The following is a 22,026-nucleotide window of genomic DNA, read 5'->3' as shown; positions in this document are numbered from 1 at the left end:
GCCAGGCAAAATCCTTCTGCCACAACAAGGGAAATCAAAGGCTAAAATACGGAGCGGTTGTCAAAAATACATTTCACAACCCGTTCCGTATATTTATACCCTCATATATCCTTCTTTAATACTGAATTTTAGCTTTGCTCCAAGTCTGTGGAAAAGGACTCATGAAATACGCCCAATTACCAAACCAACTTGGAAAAATCAGCAAATCCTTTCAAGTCGCGATCAATAGCCGCAAGCAAGGCAAGTCGATTCGCACGAACAGCCTCATCTTCAGCCATAACCATGACCGAATCGAAGAATGAGGTAATCCCATCTTTCCAAGCAGATGCAATAGCCAGTGCCTCAGCAGCATCGTGCTGAGTCAACGCCTGACGATATTCTGCATTCGTTCTGCTCCATGCCTCGTGTAGCTGTCGCTCTCCATCTTCTGTGAACAGTTCTGGATGTACAGAAGCAGTGGATGCTTTGGCTGCCAGGTTACCCACACGGTTGAACGATTCAACCGTTGTTTTGAATGCGTCTCCCGTCAGAACAGCCGCCATCAACGCTTCACCTTTTGGAACTACAGCACTAATATCATCGAATCCGCAAGAGATTACTGCATCCACTACGTCGTAACGAACGGTTTCAGACAACAATTTTTTCACACGAAGACCAAAGAAGTCTTGCAAGTCTTTACGCACCTCTTCATCTGCACGTTTCAACAGGTTCATCTGTGCATGTACTTGAAGTGCTACTCCGAATACGTCTGACAATGTCAGCGGAAGCTTGTGATCCAGCAAAATCTGTACAATACCTGCAGCCTGACGGCGCAGTGCATACGGATCTTGAGATCCCGTTGGAATGATGTTAATGGAGAAACAACCAACGATTGTATCCATTTTGTCCGCAGCACTCACAATGGCACCGACAAGAGAAGCAGGGGATTGCTCTCCAGCGAAACGTGGCTGATAGTGTTCAAATACCGCTTTGGCCACTTCTTCTTTTTCGCCGGATTTACGAGCGTAATCCTCACCCATCACACCTTGCAGTTCCGGGAATTCACCCACCATCAGTGTCACCAGATCGAATTTGCAGATATCTGCTGAGCGGCTGACCGACTCGGCAACATCAGCGGATACTTGCAGTTTAGCAGCAATTCCATCGGCAATTTTGCGAATACGGCGCACTTTATCTCCAACCGTTCCCAGCTCTTCCTGGAAGACGATACTTTCCAGCTTCGACAATGCATCCTTAATCTGTAACTTCTGGTCTTCCTCATAGAAGAACTTGGCATCCGACAGACGTGCACGCAGTACTTTCTCATTCCCTTTTGCAATAACATCCAGTGAATCACTTCCACCGTTACGTACTGTCACGAAGAATGGCAACAATTGTCCTTCATTGTCCAGTACAGGGAAATAACGCTGATGCTCACGCATGGAAGTAATCAATACTTCTTGTGGAATATTCAAGAATGAAGAATCGAATGTCCCGAACAATACGGTAGGTGTTTCCACCAGGAACAGGACTTCCTCTAACAAATCTTCCTTAATCGCAATATCCCATTTTTTCTCAGCAGCCAATGCTTGAATCTGGGATACAATCATCTGTTCACGTTCCTGAATATCTGCAATGACATGCTCTGAACGCAGCACTTCCACGTATGAAGACGGAGTGGAGATCACGGCCTCCTTACCGAGGAAACGATGTCCGCGAGTTACATTACCCGACTTCACACCTGTCACTTCCAGATCGATGACATCACTGCCCAGCATAGCCACAATCCAGCGGATTGGACGTACAAATTTGAAATCATAGGAAGCCCAACGCATAAATTTCGGGAACGTCATGGCATGCAATACAGAAAGCAATCCTTCGCCAATCACAGAAGCCGTCTCCACACCTTTACTGGACTTCATTGCATAGATATATTCGACACCGTTCAGTTCCTTGAATGTGAACTGGTCCGGTTCAACACCTTGACTTCGCGCGAAACCGAGTGCAGCCTTGCTCCAATTGCCACTGTCGTCCAGGGCAATTTTGCGTGAAGGACCTTTTACTTCTTCCTCTATATCTTCCTGCTTATCAGCCACATTCTGGATCAAAACAGCCAGTCGGCGAGGTGTAGCATACGCATTCACTTCACCATAAGCAATGCGGGATGCATCAAGCCATTTCACGACACGCTCTTGCAGCTGCGCAATCGCTGCGCGCATGAAACGTGCAGGTACTTCTTCCAGTCCGATTTCAAACAACAGATCCTTAGACATGCTCGGCTCCCCCTTTCTTGATCAGCGGGAAGCCTAGCTTCTCACGCTCTTCCATATATGTTGCAGCGACTTGGCGAGCCAGATTACGGACACGTGTGATGTAACCCGTACGTTCAGTTACACTGATGGCTCCACGTGCATCCAACAAATTGAATGTGTGGGAACATTTCAACACATAGTCATATGCCGGGAACACCAGATGCTGTGCCATAGCCTTGTTTGCTTCTTCTTCATGCATGTTGAAGAGTGTAAACAGCATTTTGACATCAGATACTTCAAATGTATATTTAGAGTGTTCAAATTCTGGCTGACGGAATACATCACCATAAGTGATACCTTCCACCCACTCCAGATCAAACACATTCTCTTTATTCTGAATGTAAGAAGCCAAACGCTCCATACCATACGTAATTTCAACAGCTACCGGATTTGTCTCAATTCCACCAACCTGTTGGAAATACGTAAATTGAGTAATTTCCATTCCGTCCAACCATACTTCCCAACCAAGACCTGCACAACCAAGGGAAGGATTCTCCCAGTTATCTTCGACAAACCGAATATCATGTTTGAGCGGATCAATACCCAGGCGTTTCAGACTTTCCAAGTAAATTTCCTGAATATTGTCTGGAGAAGGCTTGATGATTACCTGGAACTGGTGATGCTGGTACAGCCGGTTAGGGTTCTCGCCATAACGTCCGTCCGAAGGACGACGGGAAGGCTCCACATAGGCCACTTTCCAAGGTTCGGGTCCAAGCGAACGCAAAAAGGTCATCGGGTTCATCGTACCTGCCCCTTTTTCCGTATCGTATGGCTGGACAATAATACAGTTATGCTCGGCCCAGAATTGTTGCAGCGTTAGAATCATCTGCTGAAAATTCATAATCATGCTCCTTTTCGATGGTTTGTTGGCAAGCTTAGAACGGTGCAGACAACAATAAATAGCCCCCGTCCTACGCCTGTTGTACAGACGTAGGGACGAGAGCTATTCCCGCGGTTCCACCCTACTTGGCTTGGATCAAACAAGATGATCCTGTTCGTTCCAGCCCACTTTTCCGTGTCCATTCATGCTCCCGAGTGCCGTTTCAAAGACCGATTCAGCCAGGCTTCCACCATCCCCGGCTCGCTCATCCATGATTGCAAGTGTCATACAACGACTTGTCTCCATAAATGCAATAAATCCAGACTTCTACTCTCTCGTTCAATGCATGTCTCATAAAGAGAAATTATATTTCATAATATATAAAATCTAGTATGAAGTCAAGATATAGTTTCACTCCCACAAAAACGCCTCAAATCCCGTACTTCTCCATCTGATCGAGGAAAGAACGGGATTTAAGATTCAGACCAAGCTGATGATCCATAAAAGCACGCATCAGCTTTTTGATCTCATCACGGGTAGATTCACTCACTGATATATTTCCCAAACGCTGCAGATCCAACTGTGCGAACAAACGTAACAATTTCAGAGCCTTTGGACTGACTGACATCGCTGGAGGATCGAAATGTTTGCATGCACGACACAGGACACCACCAAGTCTTGGACTTACAAACAACTGCTCATCCGGTCGCTCCTGATTGCAGGAGATGCACTCGTCAAACTGCGGACCATAACCGGCTGCCTGTAATATCTTCATTTCGTACAGACTTGTTATGACAATCGGATCTTTCTCCTCCTTCAACGCTTGCAAGCACGCCTTCAACTGCTTGAACCAAAAAGCACCTGTCTCTTCATCCTGAAGTACACGATCCAATAGTTCACACGCATAAGAAGCATAAGAGGCCTTGACCAGATCTTCACGCAACTCATGATAGGATTCAACAATTTCTCCAGCGTTCAGTGTGCCTAGACCTGTATTGCGAAAATATACATATTGACCATACGTAAACGGCTGCACCAGTGCAGCATGTCGGCTCTTGGGCTTTTTGGCACCGCGGACGAGTACCCCTACTTTCCCGCCGCTTTCGGTGCAAAGCGTAATGATTTTGTTCCCTTCGCCGTAGTCCATGCTGCGGATGACAATCCCTTCCACCCTGTATAGCATGCCTCGTCACCTAACCATTCCCGAATCAGCCAATTATCCTTCGGCTTCTTCATCTTCAATCACTTCCCTTGCATGATCCGACTCCTGTCCTAACGAGTTACACGCCTCGGTATATAACAAATAGGACTCTACATCCCCCGTCATCGCAAAAACCTTCCACGAAAAATCTCGCATCGGAATTTCATCCTCTCTTCGGAAATGACGTCTGCATCTACCAAATAGGATGGAGTCTTGCAAGGTAAACTATGTGTTGCAATTAATGGATACAAATCCGGTGATTATTCGCGGCCAAAGCCAAGATCACGCAGAACTCGATCCTGATTTCTCCAGTCTTTTTTCACTTTAACCCACAGGTCCATGAAAATTTTGGAACCAAGCAGGTTTTGAATGTCATGACGAGCTCGTTTACCCACTTCTTTCAAAAGGGCACCCTGCTTCCCGATGATGATCCCTTTTTGTGAATCCCGCTCCACAAAAATGACGGCTGAGATATAAACAACACCGTTATCCTGTACTTTCATATCCTCAATTGTTACAGCAATGGAGTGCGGCACTTCTTCGCGAGTCATCTGCAAAATTTTCTCACGAATCAATTCCGCACATACAAACTGCTCTGGATGGTCAGTAACCTGGTCATCCGGATAGTACTGTGGACCTTCTGGCAAATACTTGCCGAGCTGTTCCAATAAGGTGCTTACATTACTGCCGAGCATGGCAGAAACAGGCACAATTTCAGCGAAATCATGTAACTTGCGATACTCCTCGATAAGAGGAAGCAGCGCTTCCGGCTCGATTTTGTCAATTTTATTCATGACAAGAATGACCGGTGTACGGATATTTTTCAACTGTTCCGCAATATAACGGTCACCGCCACCCATACCTTCCGAAGCGTCAATCAGGAACAGTGCTGCTTCCACTTCTCCAAGCGTGTTCAGAGCAGTCTGGTTCATGTAATCGCCCAGTTTGGATTGACGTTTGTGAATCCCCGGGGTGTCGAGGAATACGATTTGCTGATGTTCAGATGTGTACACACCATGAATTTTGTTACGAGTGGTTTGCGGCTTGTCCGACATGATCGCAATTTTCTGACCGATCACCTGGTTCATCAGTGTGGATTTACCTACGTTCGGACGTCCAATAATAGCTACAAAACCGGATTTAAATGCTTGTTTTTTCATATGTTCCTCCTCAGGCGCCTAGGCCTGGAATATTGGTTTATTTTTTGGCAGAATTGAGATCAGAAGGCCCAAAAGCCCAAGGTAACAGTTCAGCAACGGTGGTCTCTTGCAGATCACCTTTCATATTCCCCAAGATAACTTTCATATCGGGTTCACACAGCTCGTACATCACCTGACGACATACACCACATGGAGCAATCGGACCATCCGTATCTCCCACAATGGCAATCGCTTTGAAGCTGCGAGGCTTCTGCCCACCTGCAATGGCACTGAACATCGCTGTACGTTCAGCACAGTTGCCTGGAGTGTACGCAGCATTCTCAATATTACAACCATGATGCACATGCCCTTCACTGTCAAGCAAAGCCGCACCTACACCAAAATGGGAGTAAGGCGTATATGCCTTCGTACGTGCCTTAATTGCTTCTTGCATTAGCAAACTGTTATCCATCATATTCTCTCCCTTAGGGTGCAATATAAAATCAAACTAGTGCATTTACACTGGACACTCCGCTGTCAGAACAACCTTCCGAGCGCTGTTATCCCCAGATTTTTTTGATCCCTTTTAATAAGGGAAAATCCGGTGATAAAGGCGCACACTCCGTTTCTTCAGGTTTCTTCTGACCTCTCCGTTATCGTGTTTGCATCAAGTAACTTTATATTAGTGTGTAGTATTTAAAAGCAAAGCAAATTGAAACGAAACCAATCAAACCAAACGAATCAAAACAAAGTTACCACAAAATCAGTACAAACCAAGCCAGCTCATCACCGGCTTAATAAAAACGATACAACCGATGATGACGGCGAATACCGCAGCCAGCAGAACTGCCCCGGCCGCGGTATCCTTCGCCGCTTTTGCCAGCGGATGGATATGGGGATGTGCCAAATCAACTGCTGCCTCTACAGCCGTATTCATCAATTCAGTCACCAGAACCAAAAAGACAGCGGTCAGCACAAACATCCAATCCGTTCTTGAGATTCTGAAAAAAAAGCCGGCTACACACATCAAAATAGCCACTCCCGTGTGAACTCTCACATTACGCTGAGTCCGCAACCCATATGCGATTCCTTCCGCAGCATTGCGGAATACCAGACCCCAGGAGCGCCTTTTCATTATCGTGTCAACCCGGCCTGGGCCAATACGGCTTCTTGTTTGCCCATCATTTCAGCCTCACTTGTTTCATCCTGATGGTCATATCCGAGCAGGTGCAAGAAACCATGGACAAACAGAAAACCAAGTTCACGTTCAAATGAGTGTCCATACTCCTCACTTTGCAGGATGGTCCGTGGTACGGAAATGATGATGTCTCCAAGAACATCCGGCATTTCTTCCATTTCCTCATCTTCGTCAAGCTCATAGATAATATCAAGCTCTTCATCCACCGTTTCGTTCATTGCAAAAGATAATACATCCGTAGGACGGTCAATACCGCGATAATCACGGTTCAACTCATGGATCTGCTCATCGTTCACAAAAGTCAGAGCGACTTCCCCGTCTGCAACACCTTCCGCTTCCCCGGCGAGATTCAGCAACTGTTCCAGCATTGCAATCATCGGTTCTGTTATTTCTTTATCCTGTTGTTCATTATTCCATGCCAGATTAAGACTCATTCTTTCATAACTCCTGTCTGCTCATATTAGAGGTTGTTCAAAAAGCCTTTCTAGCTTCATCCCATCTTCTTCGGCACTGAAAACCGAACCTTTTGAACATGAACTATTATTGAATTAACCTGCTTCAGGTGAAGTCGGCTTTGGTTTCTTAATCTCCTCCGGATATTCTATCCGAGAGTGGAAGATACCCATCACCGTTTCCTTCAATGTTCTGGCGACGATATCCAGTTCACGCATCGTAAGGTCACAATCATTGAATTGATGATCGTCCAATCGTCCTTTAATAATCTTCTCAATCATGGACTCCACTTGTTCCACGGTCGGTTTGCGCAAAGATCTCACAGCAGCCTCCACACTATCAGCAATGCCAACAATAGCTGATTCCTTGGACTGAGCCTTCGGCCCAGGGTAACGGAAATCTTCTTCCGTGAAATCAGGTTCAACGCCTGCTTCTTCCGCTTGGCGCAGTGCTTTGTGATAGAAATAGTGAAGAAATGTTGTGCCGTGATGCTGTTCTGCAATATCCCGAATAGGTCTGGGCAGTTTGTAATCCTTCTGCATTTCCACCCCATCGCGCGCATGGGCAACGATAATGGACTTGCTCAGTTTTGGATCAATTGAATCATGCGGATTCTCCATATTGTTCTGATTCTCAATAAAATAGATGGGCCGCTTCGTCTTGCCAATATCATGATAATACGAACCTACCCGGCAGAGCAATCCGTTAGCCCCAATGGCTTCTGCAGCAGCTTCGGACAGATTCCCTACCATAACGCTGTGATGATAGGTACCCGGTGTCTCCGTGAGCAACTTGCGTAACAGCGGATGGTTCGGATTGGACAGTTCCACCAGTTTGAGCGCTGACAAAATGCCAAATGAAGTTTCGAAAAATGGCATCAGCCCAATGACCAATATGGCAGTTAATACACCACCCGCAAATGCAAACCCAACACCATACAGTGTCGTGGTGCGGTTCCAGTCTCCCGAGTCAATCAAAGCCAGGGTGAAGACGGCGATCGACCCGAACAGGCAGACCATAATGGCCCCTTTCAGAATCGTTGATCGCTGGCTAGCCCGATGAGTTGCAAAGATCGCAACAAACGAAACTACTACAGCGAAGAACCCTAGTTCGAAGTCAAAAAGCTGACCCTGATGCGTGTTCAAAATGATACTGGACAACATACCGATCAATATCGAACATACAAAGGCAAGCGACGTATCCAGCAACAGCGCAATTAACATTGCCCCTACCGCAACAGGTGCAAGGAAGCCCACATACGACCTCTCATTGGTTTGAATAATCGCCGTCACATGCATAACCACAATTGTAATAATAAAAATGAGAACAAGCATCAACAGCTGCGCATTGTTATATTTGAAATGCGTTCCGCTGCATTGCTGAATATACATCAGAATTGCTGCTGACAACAGGCAGGAAAACATAAGAAGACCAAGCTGTGGCCAGTAGTTCACTTCATTTTTCAGCAAATCATTCTCATCCAGCAAAGTATACATCTCCGGGGTGATCATCTCACCTTTGGCAACTAAAGTGTCGCCTTGCTTGATAAAGACGGTTTGCGTGTTCTCACGCGCCTGCACTTTCGCTTCCTTGGTTCCCTCTTCATCGTAGAAGCGATTAGCAGTCACAACGAGGCGGGCAAGCTCTTGCACGACCTCACGTTGCGTACGCTTACTAAGAGAGCTGACACTCACCATCTCAGCTACTTTGGCACGGGCTGTAGTTGCATCACTGATCTGATCCGTCATTAACCGGGCAACAATATCCCTCGCAACGGGTTTCATCTCCTGGATATCATCCGATGTCAGACGTGAGATCTTGATGTAGGTTTCTTCGGGAATACGGTAGCTTTGCTCCTGTACCACGTTTCTGATCTCTTCCAACAGAGTCTCGGAGTATGTACCGGCTTTCCGATTATTATTGATATAGTTAGTCACAAAGTCCTTCTGACGCTGCGGAATTTCATCCCGATAAATATCAATCTTGTCCTGACTTGAAATCTGATCATCCTGATTCAATCGATCTACACGATCAAGCAGGGTCGTCATGAGATTTTCATTTCGCATCTGCACGATCTGAAATATCGGCTGTACACGTTCAGCAGCTTCTTCCTGTGCTTTGAGTGTCGCCTTGTTATTCGGAATCTGCATGGGTGCAGCAATATCCACTTCACTCCGTGTACCTTCCTGAATATCATACCGCTCAGGGAGCAGCTTGGAAGCCAGACTCACGTAGAAAAGTATCACCAGAAACAAAAACAGAAGATAGCGTGCCCACACGCTATACTTCCATCCTGTAGCCTTATTCTGAAAAGATTTGCCTTTTGACGGTTCCTTCGAGGTCACTTTAGACAATCCCTTTCTATGCTTGATTTTCTGCGGCGTGGTTGTAAGCCACGATAATTTTCTGGACGAGAGAATGCCGCACAACATCTTGCTCGGCAAAATGCACAAATCCAATCTCTTCAACTTCGTTCAAGATCGTATTCGCTTCCACAAGCCCGGATTTCTTACCACGCGGTAAATCAATCTGTGTCACGTCTCCGGTGATGACCATTTTGGAGCCAAAACCAAGACGGGTTAGAAACATCTTCATCTGTTCCGGCGTTGTGTTCTGTGCTTCATCTAGAATGATGAACGAGTCATCCAAGGTACGCCCCCGCATGTAGGCTAGTGGCGCAATTTCAATTAACCCACGCTCCAGTGCCTTCGCGGTCTGTTCTTGTCCCATAACGTCATATAGGGCATCGTACAGCGGTCTCAGATACGGGTCTACCTTTTCCTGAAGATCACCTGGCAAAAAACCAAGACTTTCTCCCGCTTCAACAGCAGGCCGTGTGAGTACAATGCGTTTGACGCTGCCTTCTTTAATTGCGGCAACAGCCAGGACAACAGCAAGGTAGGTTTTCCCCGTACCGGCAGGACCAATCCCAAATACAATATCACGTTTTTTAATTGTAGTTACATAGTGCTTCTGTCCAATGGTTTTAACACGGATTGGTTTACCTCGGTATGTCGTCGTAATCTCACCCTTGAACAGATCCAATAGCTGGTCTGCCCGCATATCCTTGGCAAGTTCAATCGCATACTTCACATCTCTTTCGGTTAACACATATCCGTTGCGTATCAATTGCAGTAACACATCAAATAATTGTTCAAGCGATTCCACCTGCTGTGCGTTGCCAAAAATCACGATCTCCGCTTCACGGGATGCAATCTGGGCGGGAATCTCGGATTCAATCAGTTTAAGAAAAGTATCTTGGGGTCCAAAAAGAGATTGGCCCTCTCCCGCACTCTGGAGGGAGATTTGTATGCTGCGTGTTTGCTCTGACAAATATCCTCATTCTCCTTGACTATGGACTAGCGGAAGTTCTTCCGCAATGCTTTCTTCTACTTCAAATAAGACTTTCATATAAACTTTACCATTCTCTTTCTTCTCATGCAAAATTTTTTCACTTATAATTTTTGTTCCTTTACCGTTTTTGGCGATAATATCGTTCCTTGCTCCTTCCAATCCTTTTGTTCTGGCCCATTCTATCGTCTGTTGTTCCTCATGCTCCCGGGTCTCCAGATCTTTCTCTGTCAGCCAACCCATCGGAAGTGTGAAGGATCGCCACGTTAAAGGTCTGTGATTACTCTCGGTATCAAATGAACTAAACGGTGTACTTCCGTACCCCCACAGTTGGATCGCCCATTTCCCCAGTACCATGTAAAAACGTTCTTTGCTCTCACCTGTCATTGTGTTATGTTTTTGCACCAGCGGGACCTCTACCTGATACTCACGCCACACCAGACCACGAACTTCGCCTTTGGCAACGATGGTTTTGGTGTTCTCCTCATCCCCGAGAATCCCCGAGATTAATACCTGACCCTTTTTGACACGCATGTCCTTCTGAACAACAGGACGTCCCTGCTCCGCATAGATTTGAGTGACCACAGCATCTGACTTGCTGATCAAATGTCTGGGATTCAGTAACGGCTCGCGCTTTGGTTGCGCCGATTCCACGACCTGAATGGTGATGGTTGTCCCCTCTTTGCTCACGCCAATCCAGGTTACATCCGGCAGAGCAAGTGCAAGCTGTCTGGAGAGCTTGTCTTGGCTTGGCAAGCGAAACCCCCATTGGAAAGGATATATCCCCTCTTTCTTCGCTGCTGCGAGCACCTCATCCGTAGGAATGGTGGCGTTACCCTTAACCTCCACATCCCATACCATGGATGATAACGCAAATAAAGCTGCCACAAAAAACAGCATTCCTCCAAGAAAGAACTTCCTACGTAATAATCGGGCTGCAAAAAAAGGGAAACCGCTGCGATGGGTCACTTTCACCCTGCAGCCTGTCCGCTTCAACACAGGACGCAACCTGAAAAAATGCGGCAGCAGAATGTTCATCTCTGCCACGCGTCCATCGTGAGCACGCAGGTTCCACACTTCCAGTCCCTGCTCTGCCACCGTGTTGATCAAAGTTTCAATGTCTCCCCCAGTGACCGTGATTCGGACTGCTCCCCGCAGTTTGTACAGACTGGGCTGCTTCATCCGTTCCCCTCCACTCCATTCATATGAATATCCAGAATCGTTCCTTCCACAGCTACTTCATCCGGCAAAATGTTACGTATCACCAAGGCAGTTCCTTTGATCTCTAACTGACCCTGGGAAAGAGCCAGCACGATGCGATCCGGCGTGAAATGGATGACACCGCGATGATTCTCTATATACAATTGCTTACTGCCGATCAGGGTTAACCGTGGCATATCATAAAGCACATCCTGCGGCAGATCCAACACTTCACTGGTCCATCTGCGCAGCTTGCGGCTGATCCGGGTCATTCGAAGGTCTTCCCCCTTCCTCTACAGTTCAACTTATGCGCAGATTTAAGAATTTATGAAAATTCCGGCGCGTGTTAGGCACGAATGTTGAGAAAAAAGGCTAGAACAAAAAAAAGCCGTCTCTGGCGGCTTCATGCTCACCAGAGACGGCTCTAATTCCGTCCAACAGCCTAACTTGTTTACAGTTTCCCTTTTGTACCAAACGGTTGCTTGGAACGTGGAGGACCCAGTACTTCTGCCCATAATACACCTGTGCGGATGTCCGTCGGACGAAGAGGGGATACTCCCGTTTCATCTGTGCCAGGTATATCCCAACTGGAATCAGACACAACAGGTTTATTCGCAGAAGAGAAGCGATTTAACTTCTCTTGAATCAAACGCTCCTGTCGTTCCACTTCTTTCATTTGTTGCTCAAGCGAGCTTGTGCGAGAAGACGCCGCAGACTCCGGATGCGGTTGATCATAACGATCATCATGCTGTTCACTTTCATAATGTTTTTCATCATACGGGTTCTCATACCGGTCTTCATCATATGGATTCTCATAAGGTTCATCATAACGAGTTCCACCTGCAGTCTCGGTCGGGGCAGGTTGCTGCCTTGAGGTCTGCGCTGGTGAACGATCGGACCGGTCTGAATCACCACCGCCTCCAAAAGTTGGCATCCCGTTTCCAGGGCGCTTTTTGTTCGGATCAGCCGATTTGGCCGCTTTCCCCAAAAAGGAAAAAAGCGCAAAACCGATGACGGCCACGATATACAGATTATTAAAAATCCATTCAAATAGGCCCATATGCACTCACCGCCTATCTTCCGTTTTTGGAATCACCCTGATCGTTGGAACTCGAACCTTCAACAGGTTTTCCCAGTGTATTACGCATTTGAGTATCCGCTTCAATATTTTTCAGGTTCATGTAATCCATAACACCGATCTTACCACTACGTAAAGCCTCAGCCATGGCGAGCGGCACTTCGGATTCAGACTCAACAACACGCGCTCTCATTTCCACAACGCGCGCTTTCATCTCTTGTTCCTGGGCTACAGCCATCGCACGACGCTCTTCCGCTTTTGCCTGAGCAATTCGTTTGTCAGCTTCTGCCTGCTCGGTTTGCAGGAATGCACCAATATTTTTACCGATATCTACGTCCGCAATATCAATGGACAGGATTTCAAAGGCAGTTCCAGAATCCAGACCTTTGGACAAGACTGTACGAGAGATCAGATCCGGATTTTCCAACACCACTTTATGCGTTTCTGCTGAACCATTGGTACTTACGATCCCTTCACCGACACGGGCAATGATCGTCTCTTCACCAGCACCACCAACGAGTCGATCAATGTTTGCACGAACTGTGATTCTTGCTCGAACATTGACCTCAATACCATCTTTTGCCACCGCAGATACAACAGGCGTTTCAATAACACGCGGGTTAACACTCATTTGAACCGCCTGCAATACGTCACGACCAGCGAGGTCAATCGCAGCAGCACGTTCAAATTCGAGTGGAATGTTTGCACGCTGAGCAGCAATCAGAGCATTAACAACGCGGTCAACGTTACCACCGGCAAGAAAGTGACTTTCCAGCTGATTCATCGACAATTGAATGCCTGCTTTAGTTGCTTTAATCATAGGATTTACGATTCGGCTAGGCGTTACACGTCTGAGTCTCATCGCGACCAGTGTAATAATACTAACACGCACACCGGATGCAATTGCCGAGATCCAGAGCATGACCGGGAAAAAGCTGAAAAATACGCTCAATACAATAATAGCAACTACCGCAATGAGCAAAACCGTAATCATGGTTGGTTCCATAGTGAAAATTCCTCCATTTTCGCTTTGATTTATAAATTACATCATAATAAACATTTAGAGATTTTGCTGCTGATTTGTAAATTTGGTACCCTTCTGCCAGCAGCTTCGCATAAGGACTATGTACAATGCCGAAGCGTAATCCGCTCCGACAAGCAGAAGAGTTACACCGGCAATGCTTGCTGAACCACAATCCGGGTACCTTCCGCTTTAATCACAATAATTGGTGTATCGATGGGAATAAAATCTCCGTCCGTCACAACGTCAATCCGTTCCCCTTCAAACATTGCTGTTCCAGAAGGCCGAAGCGGTGTCAGACTGATTCCTTGCATACCAATCAATTCTTTACGTTCGGTAGCGGATGAGTATCCACGCTCCGCAGACAAACTGTCACTCAGGATGAATCTATTCCATATCCCTCGATCCTTAAACAGTACCGCGATAATCGCAATAACTACCAATGCTGCTCCGAAAGCAATACCCAAGGACACAAATGCATCGCTCGTATCATAAGCAGCTCTCACAACACCTGCTACAAGCGCAATTGATCCGAGAATACCCAGAATACCCATACTCGGAATAAACATTTCCAGGATCATCATGATGAGTCCGACGGTAAATAACACCCATGTCTCTGCTCCGGCAAATCCCGCAATGTAATTACCCGAGAAATACAAGACGAAACACACGATACCTACAATACCCGGAACTCCAAAACCAGGAACAATCAATTCAATGATCACACCTGCGATTCCCAGGAATAATAGTACAGTCATAACAACCGGATTGGTAAGAAACGACGAGATATTCTCCGCTGTTGTACGTTCTACCTTAAATACGTCATCCTGACTGTAACCGAGCCAAGCTGCCGCTTCTTCCGGTGTGTTGCTGATGTGGTCGGCATAACCAACTTTCAGCGCTTCTTCAGCCGAGAGAGCAATAATTTCACCTTTTTGCTTGGTTTTATTGATCTCTGGCATTTCAACAACGATGTTAACATCCGTCATTCCAGCTGCAATCTTGCCATCACGACCACTGATTTCAGCAGCTCCCTGCATTTTGCTCTTCCAGAATGCAACAAGCTTGGGATCATCAACGTGTTTACCCGTACTATCCACCATGGCTGCCGCACCAATCATGCTGCCTGGTGACATTACGATCTTATCTGCATTCAGAGCCAGAAAACTCCCGGCTGAAGCAGCGTCTCCACGGACAAATGCAACAGTCGCAATCGGACTGTCCTTGATCAGGGTACCCAACGCTTCCGCAGTGTCGACACGGCCTCCCGGCGTATTGATATCAAGAACGATCAGGCCAGCATTCATCTTTTCTGCTTCCTTGAACCCACGTTCCATGAACTTGCCAAGTCCCTGCTCGATTGGTTTATCAACCGGAATAATATATACGGCGCCACTCTTCTCAGCTGCATGCGCTGACGGTGATCCAATCCAGACAGGAAGCAGCAGCGTCAGTAGCATTAAGAGCATCAATGGCCCCGTAAGCCTCTTCCGGCGCTTTCCCTTCACAATAGTCCCCCCCTTTTCCATTCATCTTATACTGTCCAGCTTATGGTATTTATTACGTGCAATGCAACATTTCGTTTCAAAATCTTAAAATTATATTTGAAAACTTGATCAATTGCAAGAATATAAATCCATAATAATATATATTAACCATTAAAAAGAAGTTTTGCTATCACAAGGGCATCATGCCTTCTAAGAAAATGGAAAAAACACCTTCTGACAAGTCAGAAGGTGTTTATTGATTTGCTTTATTGCAGAAATTGTTGAACTGCTTGATTTACCAGTTTGCCGTCCGCTTTGCCTTTAACTTTCGGCATAAGGGCCGCCATAACTTTCCCCATCTCGGCTTTCGAAGAAGCACCGGTTTCCTGGATGGTCTGCTGTACAATAACTTTAATTTCTTCTTCGGAAAGTTGTGCGGGAAGGTACTGGATGAGTACTTCAATTTCCGCTTTTGCATTTGCCGCGAGGTCTTCACGGCCCGCTTTGTCAAATTCTTGGAGGGCATCTTTGCGCTGTTTGATTTCACGACTCAGAATATCAAGCACTTCGTTGTCATCCAAATCTCTTTTCAAATCTATTTCAAGATTCTTGATCGTCGAACGAATCAACCGAATGTTGGAGAGTCTGAACTTGTCCTTACTCTTCATCGCTTGCTTCATATCTTCGTTCAATCGTTCGCTAAGATTCATGTAGTTAAAATCCTCCTAAAACTTTCTCTTACGAGCAGCCTCGGACTTTTTCTTGCGCTTTACGCTTGGCTTCTCATAATGCTTACGTTTCTTCACCTCAGCCAATACGCCATCTTTAGCGATGGAGCGTTTAAAACGACGAAGTGCAGCATCAATAGTCTCGTTTTTGCGAACTTTAGTTTCAGACACCAGTTTTCCCTCCCTCCGACCAGACCGTCCAAGAGCAATAACACGGTTCATCATCTTTCATTATAGGCGAAAGGTAATAAAGGTGTCAACCTCAATGTAATGATCCCTTATTTATATGAGCGTTTGGTCACATGTTCATGGACTTAATGCATATGACTAAATCCTCAATAATAGTACCCATTAGCTCGTTTATTTGTGAGAATCCGACAGACTGGTCAGCACGCCAAGTCTCGTACCGCCCAGCAAATGATAGTGCAGATGATGAACAGTCTGTTCTCCATCCTTACCACAATTGTTGATTAAACGATATCCGGTTTCCTCCACCCCAAGACGCTTGGCCGCTTCTTGAGCAGCCAGATGAATCTCGCCGATCAAAGGCAGATCTTCTGCAGTAACATCATTCATGGAAGCAATGTGTTTCTTCGGAATGACAAGCACATGTGTCGGTGCAGCGGGCTGGATGTCATGAAACACGATAACATGGTCATTCTCCAGTACTTTATTGGAGGGAATGGTGCCCTCTACAATTTTGCAAAATAAGCAATCCATAGTTCATACCCTCCTTTGTATTGCAATGTATGTATTCCCTTCTATCATACTAAAAGTAAAAACCCACGTCCAATCTCTAGGCGCACAACCAGGTAATATAGCTCAACTCTCCATCTATCATCGAGCCGAATACTATACAACAATTGATGTATTACAGACCATTTTATCGAAATATGGTTTTATCACGCACTTTTCCCGAGTAAACAAATATGTATAGTTAATGAACGTAAAAAAGGAGATTGGTTAATTTGACCGTTTATCAACATGTTCAGGAACTGATAGGTAATACGCCTCTGCTTGAATTAACTCGATATCCCTTACCGGAAGGAATCCGCCTGTTCGCCAAACTGGAATTCATGAATCCTGGAGGAAGTGTGAAAGACCGGATCGGCAAGTTTTTATTGGAGCAGGCTTTGGCACGAGGAGATGTTAAGCCAGGTGGAACGGTAATTGAAGCTACTGCTGGTAATACAGGCATTGGTCTTGCAATGGCGGCTGTAGGCCTGAATTTAAATGTCATTTTCACGGTACCTCAGAAGTTCAGCGTTGAGAAACAGCAATTGATGAAAGCCCTTGGAGCTACGGTTGTAAACACCCCCACATCAGAAGGAATCACTGGTGCCATACGCAAGGCGGAATCGCTGGCGAAAGAAATACCGGGTTCGTATATTCCAGGTCAGTTCTCCAATGCGGATAACTCGCTCGCACATTATGAACATCTGGGCCCTGAGATTTGGCGTGATCTGAACGGACAGGTGCATGTATATGTCGCCGGAGCCGGTTCTGGCGGAACCTTCATGGGAGGATCCCGCTATTTGAAGGAGCAAAACCCGTTAATTAAAACATGTATCGTGGAACCCGAAGGTTCAATTCTAGCAGGGGGTCCCTCTGGACCTCATCGTACAGAAGGCATAGGCGTCGAAACGTTATCTCCATTTATGGATGTGAATTATTTTGACGCCATTCATACGATCTCAGACGAAGACGCCTTTGAGCGGGTCAAGGATCTAGCCCTGTTGGAAGGACTACTGGTAGGAAGTTCCTCAGGAGCTGCTATGCAAGCCGCATTGAATGAAGCCCTTCACGCAGCTCCGGGAAGTAACATTGTCGTTATTTTTCCGGATAGCAGCGAACGGTATTTAAGCCAAAATATCTATAATGGAGGACAATGAAATGAGACCCAAAACAAAACTGATTCATGCAGGAATTGTTGGTGATCCACACACTGGAGCAGTGAGTGTACCTATCTATCAGGTCAGCACGTATGAGCAGGAATCGGTGGGTGTACACAAAGGATACGAGTATTCACGTACAGGCAATCCTACCCGTCATGCACTGGAAGAAGTCATTAAGGAGCTGGAGGATGGCGTTCGAGGTTTTGCTTTCAGTTCGGGAATGGCTGCGATTCACGCTGTACTGTCGCTGTTGAACACTGGAGATCACGTCATTCTGACGGATGATGTATACGGCGGGACCTATCGCATTTTCACCAAGGTGCTGAATCGTCTGGGGATCGAGTCTACCTTTGTAGATACAACATCATTACAAGCACTGAAGCAAGCTTTACAATCCAATACAAAAGCCATTTATGTAGAAACACCTACTAATCCATTACTCAAGGTCACGGATATTGCTGCTGTAGCGAAATGGTCAAAACAACATGAATTGCTGTTTATCGTGGATAACACGTTTAGTACGCCTTATTGGCAGAACCCGCTGGGTCTGGGGGCAGATATTGTACTGCATTCTGCAACGAAATATATCGGCGGTCATAGTGATGTCGTGGCAGGACTTGCGGTTGTTAACAGCGAGCAACTTGGAGAGGATCTGCATTTTATCCAAAATGCAATCGGCGCTGTTCTGGGACCTATGGATTCCTGGCTACTCATGCGTGGTCTGAAAACGTTGGGATTGCGGATGGAAGCACAGGAACGGAATACAGCGCAGATTGTGACCTTGTTGAATCAACATCCAACAGTGGGCAAAGTCTATTATCCCGGGTTGCCCGACCATCCGCAGCACAAGCTGGCTTCGACACAAGCGAGAGGATATGGCGGTATGATTTCCTTTGATGTAGGTAGTGCTGATAAAGTAGATGACGTGTTAAGCAAAATCCGTTATTTCACATTGGCTGAGAGTCTGGGTGCGGTGGAAAGTTTAATTTCTGTGCCTGCCCGAATGACACATGCTTCCATCCCTTATGAACGGCGGCAGGAATTGGGGATCACGGATGGTTTGATTCGTATCTCCGTTGGGATCGAGGATGTTGAGGACTTACTTGAAGATTTGAAATCTGCATTAAGTTAAGGGCATTGTGAAGCCCATGCTAACTGATGCTTGCGAGCTGATGTTTGCGAATGGTCGGTTGTCGATTTTCTAAGGAACACAGGACGTCTTATTTGGTGTCGGTTTAAGGCCCTCATCTCAAATGTTAAGGAACAGCAGGCACGTTATTTCCCAAAATGACCTTACAACCATGATGAAAACGGCTGTTTATGCGGATATCTGGCTTCTGCTTTCAGCGGGTTTAAAATACACCCCTTGTTCCATCTATTCATCATCAACCTTACACACTGATTAGGTTCAAAAAAAGGTCATGCCTTGCAGAAGTTCGCTTCTGCAGACATGGCCTTTTGGATGTTCGGTATGTTGCCCGTTGTATTGCAATGACTGTCACGATACATCAGGCTGAGACTCCGTATGTGATAAGACCGCTCTATTTCATCCTGCATGGTGGTTCCAAAAATGAAACATATTCATCCCGACACTGTTTTTTCAAAGACTCTTATAATGAACATGAAAAGTGACTCGCTGTATTTATGCTTTTATTTCTCAATTTCAATAGTACGGTAAAAGAGTTAACGCTGTAAGCGCGAATAACGGGAGCACCAGTCGGTTAAAACGTCTGCGGCCATAACCATAATACGGATAAGGCGCAGGGTACCCGTATCCCGGATAAAATCCGCGGGTATGACCTATTGGATAGTTCCCTCCCGGCATTGCATTAGGAGCCCAGTTCGCATGATTCACCATGGCTTCCGGTCCAACGGGAACAGCCAGGTAGATCATTTCATCATCCACATTTTCCATAATGCCATCGTAGTGCATACCGTCATTCATCTGTACACATACATAACGGTGCATGTGTTCCTTGCATAATTTCTTCGCTTCCACTTTTTCCACTTGCCAACGCCTCCCTGATTCTGCTCTTGATCACCTTTTCATGGTATTCAGAACTGGGCGAATTGACACTACCGACGAGAAAACACAAAAAAAAGAAGCACCCCGTGAGCGGCTTCCTTGGAAGTCTGCTGCGCGGACATCTATTCAGGAAACGTCCTGATCAGATGTCCGCCGGGGTACTTAAAACAAGTTTGTCGGCTTAACTGTAGTATAACAGCGGGATGAACCTGTATCTGTGATGTAACTCACTCCGCTATGTTATAAAAGCAAGAAAAGAAATATTTTTACAATAATAATATTCGGTAATATTCAGTTACTTGGGCTATAAGAGCTTTTATCTTTTATATTGCTGAAACTCTTGGGGTAGAGAGAAGCCTAATGCTTCCCTCTTTTCTCCACGTCATGCCGTTCAAGCCGTAACAGGTCGCTTCTCCAGACAGACAAACACCCGCTCTATATTTTCGGCATTCCGGCCCAAGTTCGGATCATAAGGAGGGGCGTGTACATCATATATATTTCCCTCTATAAGGTTTCCAAGACCACCCGTGAGCCGTTTCCGGCCTCACCTGCCGGAATCACCACAAGCTTGCGCGGCAATCGTGCGCGCAATTCAGGCACGTGACTGATTACACCAACAGCCAATCGGTCGTCATGTAATTTTTCCAGAGACGTAATAACGGTATCCAACAGCTCAGGGTCAAGTGTACCAAACCCTTCATCCAGGAAGAAGAATTGAAGCGGATATTGACCTCGCAGCTGAATCTGGGCCGACAGTGCCAAGGCCAGTGACAACGAGGTCAAAAACGTCTCGCCACCTGACAACGTTGATACCGGTCGTTTGACTCCCCCGTTGGCATCATCACAAATTACAAAACCACCACCGGAATCCACCTCCAGTGAATAACGTTGTTTGGTCAGGAAACGCAGACGCTGAGATGCCGCATGACTAACCTGCATCAGTTGTTCCTCCGCAATATACTCGACAAAAGCATTACCTCTGAACGCAGATTGAAGTTTGCTGAGCAACTCACCTTGACGGCTTACCTCCACTCGCTTGTTCTCCAGTTCGGTCCAGCGAACATGTCGCTGCTCCACATCCTCCAAATCACGTTCTGCGCGTGCTTTGGCACGAAGGGCAGCCTCGTCCTCAATTCGGACCTGCTGCAAACGTTCGGCGCAGGCTAACCACTGTTCCTCCGATACGACAGCACCATCCAGCTTTTGTTCCAGTTCACGCAATTGGGATGCCAGTTCACGCTCACGTTCACGGTGCTGCTGAATCTCTCCTGCGAGTCTTTCCGCTTCCTGGGAAGGAATCGCCGCGGACACAACAGCATCATCCGAGTCAAACGGGGATTGTTCCAGCAATAACTTCCACCGTTCCTGTGCCTGTTGCAGATGTTCTGTTGCCGAAACAGCTGCCTGCTGAGCCATGACGTCTTTCTTGGCTGACTCCTGCTTCAGCGTGTCCGCCTCTTTGAAGCGTTGTGCCGAGTCTGCAGCTGCTTTCCGCAGTCCATCCAGACGCGCCTGAGCCGCAGTAATCAGGTCTTCTACCCGCTGCTCCCCAACCCACTGGCGCAAGCGTTCTTCCTTCTCGGCGAGCTGTTTGTTATTGCCCTGCCACTGGGTCTGCCACTGGATCAGTTGTTTGTCCAATTCCACCAGCTTGTGCTGGAGAGATTGAATGATTTGGTCTTTTTCCTCAAGGAACGTCACACTTTTGTTCAGACGTTCCTTGATGTCTTCGGCGCGCGCATCGCGCTCCTGCATCGCCTGATAGAGGGCCTTGGCCTCCTCCTGAGCGATGCCCGGCAGTTCCGCGGCCCAGCGGCCCTGCAAGGCAGCCGCTGCGGCCTCGCTCTCGGCCAGCTTGCGCTCCGCCTGGGCGAGCCCGGCAAGGCCGGCCTCCTGCGCAGCTGCCGCTTCCATGCGGCGCTGCTGCGCGCCCACAGCCGCCTGCTGCAACGCGGCGGCTTCGGCCTGGAGCGGCGCTGCTGCGGCAGCCAGCGCCTGCGCGGCTTCGCGCAGCGCAGCGGCACGCGATGCCCAGCCTGCCGGGGAGCGCCCGTGTTCGAGCGACCCGGCGGGCTCGGGCTCCGCTGCCGCAGGCGCGGCCTCGGCTGCGGCCGGAGCTTCGCCGGCCCCAGCGCCAA

The 22,026-nt window shown here is 47.1% G+C and carries 23 protein-coding genes; 2 read left to right on the top strand and 21 right to left on the bottom strand.

What is annotated here, in order from left to right; all coding sequences use genetic code 11:
* Positions 1-176: 176 nt before the first annotated feature.
* The 19 genes from glyS to ACE3K2_RS00915 form a co-directional block, all read right to left on the bottom strand.
* Entirely contained in the window at positions 177-2,252 is a 2,076-nt protein-coding gene (gene glyS / locus ACE3K2_RS01005) for a glycine--tRNA ligase subunit beta (RefSeq protein WP_421885700.1), read from the bottom strand.
* Entirely contained in the window at positions 2,245-3,132 is an 888-nt protein-coding gene (glyQ, locus tag ACE3K2_RS01000; protein ID WP_339306711.1) for a glycine--tRNA ligase subunit alpha, read from the bottom strand. Before glyQ ends, glyS begins: the two co-directional genes overlap by 8 nt.
* A gap of 135 nt (positions 3,133-3,267) precedes the next feature.
* Positions 3,268-3,399 carry a hypothetical protein gene (locus ACE3K2_RS00995; protein ID WP_339236014.1) on the bottom strand — a complete coding sequence of 44 codons (132 nt, stop codon included), beginning with the start codon at positions 3,397-3,399 and terminating at the stop codon, positions 3,268-3,270.
* A gap of 142 nt (positions 3,400-3,541) precedes the next feature.
* Positions 3,542-4,294: a DNA repair protein RecO gene (gene recO, locus ACE3K2_RS00990; RefSeq protein ID WP_339236016.1), complete on the bottom strand. Its 753-nt coding sequence runs from the start codon at positions 4,292-4,294 to the stop codon at positions 3,542-3,544.
* A 33-nt stretch (positions 4,295-4,327) separates the two neighbouring features.
* Positions 4,328-4,468, bottom strand: a complete 141-nt coding sequence (locus tag ACE3K2_RS00985) for a YqzL family protein (protein WP_091013993.1) — start codon at positions 4,466-4,468, stop codon at positions 4,328-4,330.
* A 104-nt stretch (positions 4,469-4,572) separates the two neighbouring features.
* Entirely contained in the window at positions 4,573-5,472 is a 900-nt protein-coding gene (gene era / locus ACE3K2_RS00980) for a GTPase Era (protein ID WP_145151051.1), read from the bottom strand.
* A 37-nt stretch (positions 5,473-5,509) separates the two neighbouring features.
* Positions 5,510-5,923, bottom strand: a complete 414-nt coding sequence (locus tag ACE3K2_RS00975) for a cytidine deaminase (protein WP_421886831.1) — start codon at positions 5,921-5,923, stop codon at positions 5,510-5,512.
* A gap of 291 nt (positions 5,924-6,214) precedes the next feature.
* On the bottom strand, positions 6,215-6,586 hold the full coding sequence (locus tag ACE3K2_RS00970) for a diacylglycerol kinase family protein (protein ID WP_017687246.1): 372 nt from the start codon (positions 6,584-6,586) through the stop codon (positions 6,215-6,217).
* On the bottom strand, positions 6,586-7,083 hold the full coding sequence (ybeY, locus tag ACE3K2_RS00965; protein ID WP_421885695.1) for an rRNA maturation RNase YbeY: 498 nt from the start codon (positions 7,081-7,083) through the stop codon (positions 6,586-6,588). Before ybeY ends, ACE3K2_RS00970 begins: the two co-directional genes overlap by 1 nt.
* Positions 7,084-7,197: 114 nt before the next feature.
* Complete coding sequence (locus tag ACE3K2_RS00960) at positions 7,198-9,447, bottom strand: HD family phosphohydrolase (protein ID WP_421885692.1); 2,250 nt, start codon at positions 9,445-9,447, stop codon at positions 7,198-7,200.
* Between the two features lie 16 nt (positions 9,448-9,463).
* Positions 9,464-10,435 carry a PhoH family protein gene (locus ACE3K2_RS00955; protein ID WP_215077563.1) on the bottom strand — a complete coding sequence of 324 codons (972 nt, stop codon included), beginning with the start codon at positions 10,433-10,435 and terminating at the stop codon, positions 9,464-9,466.
* 6 nt (positions 10,436-10,441) lie between these two features.
* The gene (gene yqfD / locus ACE3K2_RS00950; RefSeq protein WP_421885689.1) at positions 10,442-11,635 is read right to left on the bottom strand and encodes a sporulation protein YqfD; all 1,194 of its coding nucleotides are present in this window, start codon (positions 11,633-11,635) and stop codon (positions 10,442-10,444) included.
* Positions 11,632-11,925 carry a sporulation protein YqfC gene (gene yqfC, locus ACE3K2_RS00945; RefSeq protein WP_017687241.1) on the bottom strand — a complete coding sequence of 98 codons (294 nt, stop codon included), beginning with the start codon at positions 11,923-11,925 and terminating at the stop codon, positions 11,632-11,634. Before yqfC ends, yqfD begins: the two co-directional genes overlap by 4 nt.
* 179 nt (positions 11,926-12,104) lie before the next feature.
* Entirely contained in the window at positions 12,105-12,713 is a 609-nt protein-coding gene (locus ACE3K2_RS00940) for a hypothetical protein (RefSeq protein WP_421885686.1), read from the bottom strand.
* Positions 12,714-12,726: 13 nt separating this feature from the next.
* Complete coding sequence (floA, locus tag ACE3K2_RS00935; RefSeq protein ID WP_307534251.1) at positions 12,727-13,737, bottom strand: flotillin-like protein FloA; 1,011 nt, start codon at positions 13,735-13,737, stop codon at positions 12,727-12,729.
* A 161-nt stretch (positions 13,738-13,898) separates the two neighbouring features.
* Positions 13,899-15,221, bottom strand: a complete 1,323-nt coding sequence (locus ACE3K2_RS00930; RefSeq protein ID WP_421886829.1) for an NfeD family protein — start codon at positions 15,219-15,221, stop codon at positions 13,899-13,901.
* 284 nt (positions 15,222-15,505) lie between these two features.
* The gene (locus ACE3K2_RS00925; protein ID WP_062835503.1) at positions 15,506-15,949 is read right to left on the bottom strand and encodes a GatB/YqeY domain-containing protein; all 444 of its coding nucleotides are present in this window, start codon (positions 15,947-15,949) and stop codon (positions 15,506-15,508) included.
* A gap of 15 nt (positions 15,950-15,964) precedes the next feature.
* A complete protein-coding gene (gene rpsU / locus ACE3K2_RS00920) occupies positions 15,965-16,138 on the bottom strand; it encodes a 30S ribosomal protein S21 (RefSeq protein WP_005547957.1) in 174 nt (57 codons plus the stop codon).
* A 189-nt stretch (positions 16,139-16,327) separates the two neighbouring features.
* Complete coding sequence (locus ACE3K2_RS00915) at positions 16,328-16,687, bottom strand: histidine triad nucleotide-binding protein (protein ID WP_278298876.1); 360 nt, start codon at positions 16,685-16,687, stop codon at positions 16,328-16,330.
* 248 nt (positions 16,688-16,935) lie between these two features.
* Between ACE3K2_RS00915 and ACE3K2_RS00910 the strand changes: the two genes are divergently transcribed.
* On the top strand, positions 16,936-17,859 hold the full coding sequence (locus ACE3K2_RS00910; RefSeq protein WP_421885670.1) for a PLP-dependent cysteine synthase family protein: 924 nt from the start codon (positions 16,936-16,938) through the stop codon (positions 17,857-17,859).
* A gap of 1 nt (position 17,860) precedes the next feature.
* The gene (locus tag ACE3K2_RS00905; protein ID WP_421885667.1) at positions 17,861-18,994 is read left to right on the top strand and encodes a bifunctional cystathionine gamma-lyase/homocysteine desulfhydrase; all 1,134 of its coding nucleotides are present in this window, start codon (positions 17,861-17,863) and stop codon (positions 18,992-18,994) included.
* 531 nt (positions 18,995-19,525) lie between these two features.
* Here the strand turns inward: ACE3K2_RS00905 and ACE3K2_RS00900 are convergent.
* Together ACE3K2_RS00900 and ACE3K2_RS00895 are read right to left on the bottom strand one after the other, a co-directional pair.
* Positions 19,526-19,870 (bottom strand): hypothetical protein, encoded by a 345-nt coding sequence (locus ACE3K2_RS00900; RefSeq protein ID WP_421885665.1) that lies wholly within the window; start codon positions 19,868-19,870, stop codon positions 19,526-19,528.
* A gap of 522 nt (positions 19,871-20,392) precedes the next feature.
* Positions 20,393-22,026: SbcC/MukB-like Walker B domain-containing protein (locus ACE3K2_RS00895; protein WP_421885662.1), on the bottom strand; the 1,634-nt coding region annotated here is incomplete at its 5' end.

Source organism: Paenibacillus sp. (assembly GCF_048976745.1).
GTDB lineage: Bacteria > Bacillota > Bacilli > Paenibacillales > Paenibacillaceae > Paenibacillus.
This window is presented reverse-complemented; position numbering and strand designations above follow the sequence as displayed.

Excerpts from the sequence above, each read along its gene's own strand:
- glyS (WP_421885700.1), bottom strand. The coding sequence starts at position 2,252 with ATGTCTAAGGATCTGTTGTTTGAAATCGGACTGGAAGAAGTACCTGCA.
- glyQ (WP_339306711.1), bottom strand. The coding sequence starts at position 3,132 with ATGAATTTTCAGCAGATGATTCTAACGCTGCAACAATTCTGGGCCGAG.
- ACE3K2_RS00995 (WP_339236014.1), bottom strand. The coding sequence starts at position 3,399 with ATGACACTTGCAATCATGGATGAGCGAGCCGGGGATGGTGGAAGCCTG.
- recO (WP_339236016.1), bottom strand. The coding sequence starts at position 4,294 with ATGCTATACAGGGTGGAAGGGATTGTCATCCGCAGCATGGACTACGGC.
- ACE3K2_RS00985 (WP_091013993.1), bottom strand. The coding sequence starts at position 4,468 with ATGCGAGATTTTTCGTGGAAGGTTTTTGCGATGACGGGGGATGTAGAG.
- era (WP_145151051.1), bottom strand. The coding sequence starts at position 5,472 with ATGAAAAAACAAGCATTTAAATCCGGTTTTGTAGCTATTATTGGACGT.
- ACE3K2_RS00975 (WP_421886831.1), bottom strand. The coding sequence starts at position 5,923 with ATGGATAACAGTTTGCTAATGCAAGAAGCAATTAAGGCACGTACGAAG.
- ACE3K2_RS00970 (WP_017687246.1), bottom strand. The coding sequence starts at position 6,586 with ATGAAAAGGCGCTCCTGGGGTCTGGTATTCCGCAATGCTGCGGAAGGA.
- ybeY (WP_421885695.1), bottom strand. The coding sequence starts at position 7,083 with ATGAGTCTTAATCTGGCATGGAATAATGAACAACAGGATAAAGAAATA.
- yqfD (WP_421885689.1), bottom strand. The coding sequence starts at position 11,635 with ATGAAGCAGCCCAGTCTGTACAAACTGCGGGGAGCAGTCCGAATCACG.
- yqfC (WP_017687241.1), bottom strand. The coding sequence starts at position 11,925 with ATGACCCGGATCAGCCGCAAGCTGCGCAGATGGACCAGTGAAGTGTTG.
- ACE3K2_RS00940 (WP_421885686.1), bottom strand. The coding sequence starts at position 12,713 with ATGGGCCTATTTGAATGGATTTTTAATAATCTGTATATCGTGGCCGTC.
- floA (WP_307534251.1), bottom strand. The coding sequence starts at position 13,737 with ATGGAACCAACCATGATTACGGTTTTGCTCATTGCGGTAGTTGCTATT.
- ACE3K2_RS00930 (WP_421886829.1), bottom strand. The coding sequence starts at position 15,221 with ATGCTCTTAATGCTACTGACGCTGCTGCTTCCTGTCTGGATTGGATCA.
- ACE3K2_RS00925 (WP_062835503.1), bottom strand. The coding sequence starts at position 15,949 with ATGAATCTTAGCGAACGATTGAACGAAGATATGAAGCAAGCGATGAAG.
- ACE3K2_RS00915 (WP_278298876.1), bottom strand. The coding sequence starts at position 16,687 with ATGGATTGCTTATTTTGCAAAATTGTAGAGGGCACCATTCCCTCCAAT.
- ACE3K2_RS00905 (WP_421885667.1), top strand. The coding sequence starts at position 17,861 with ATGAGACCCAAAACAAAACTGATTCATGCAGGAATTGTTGGTGATCCA.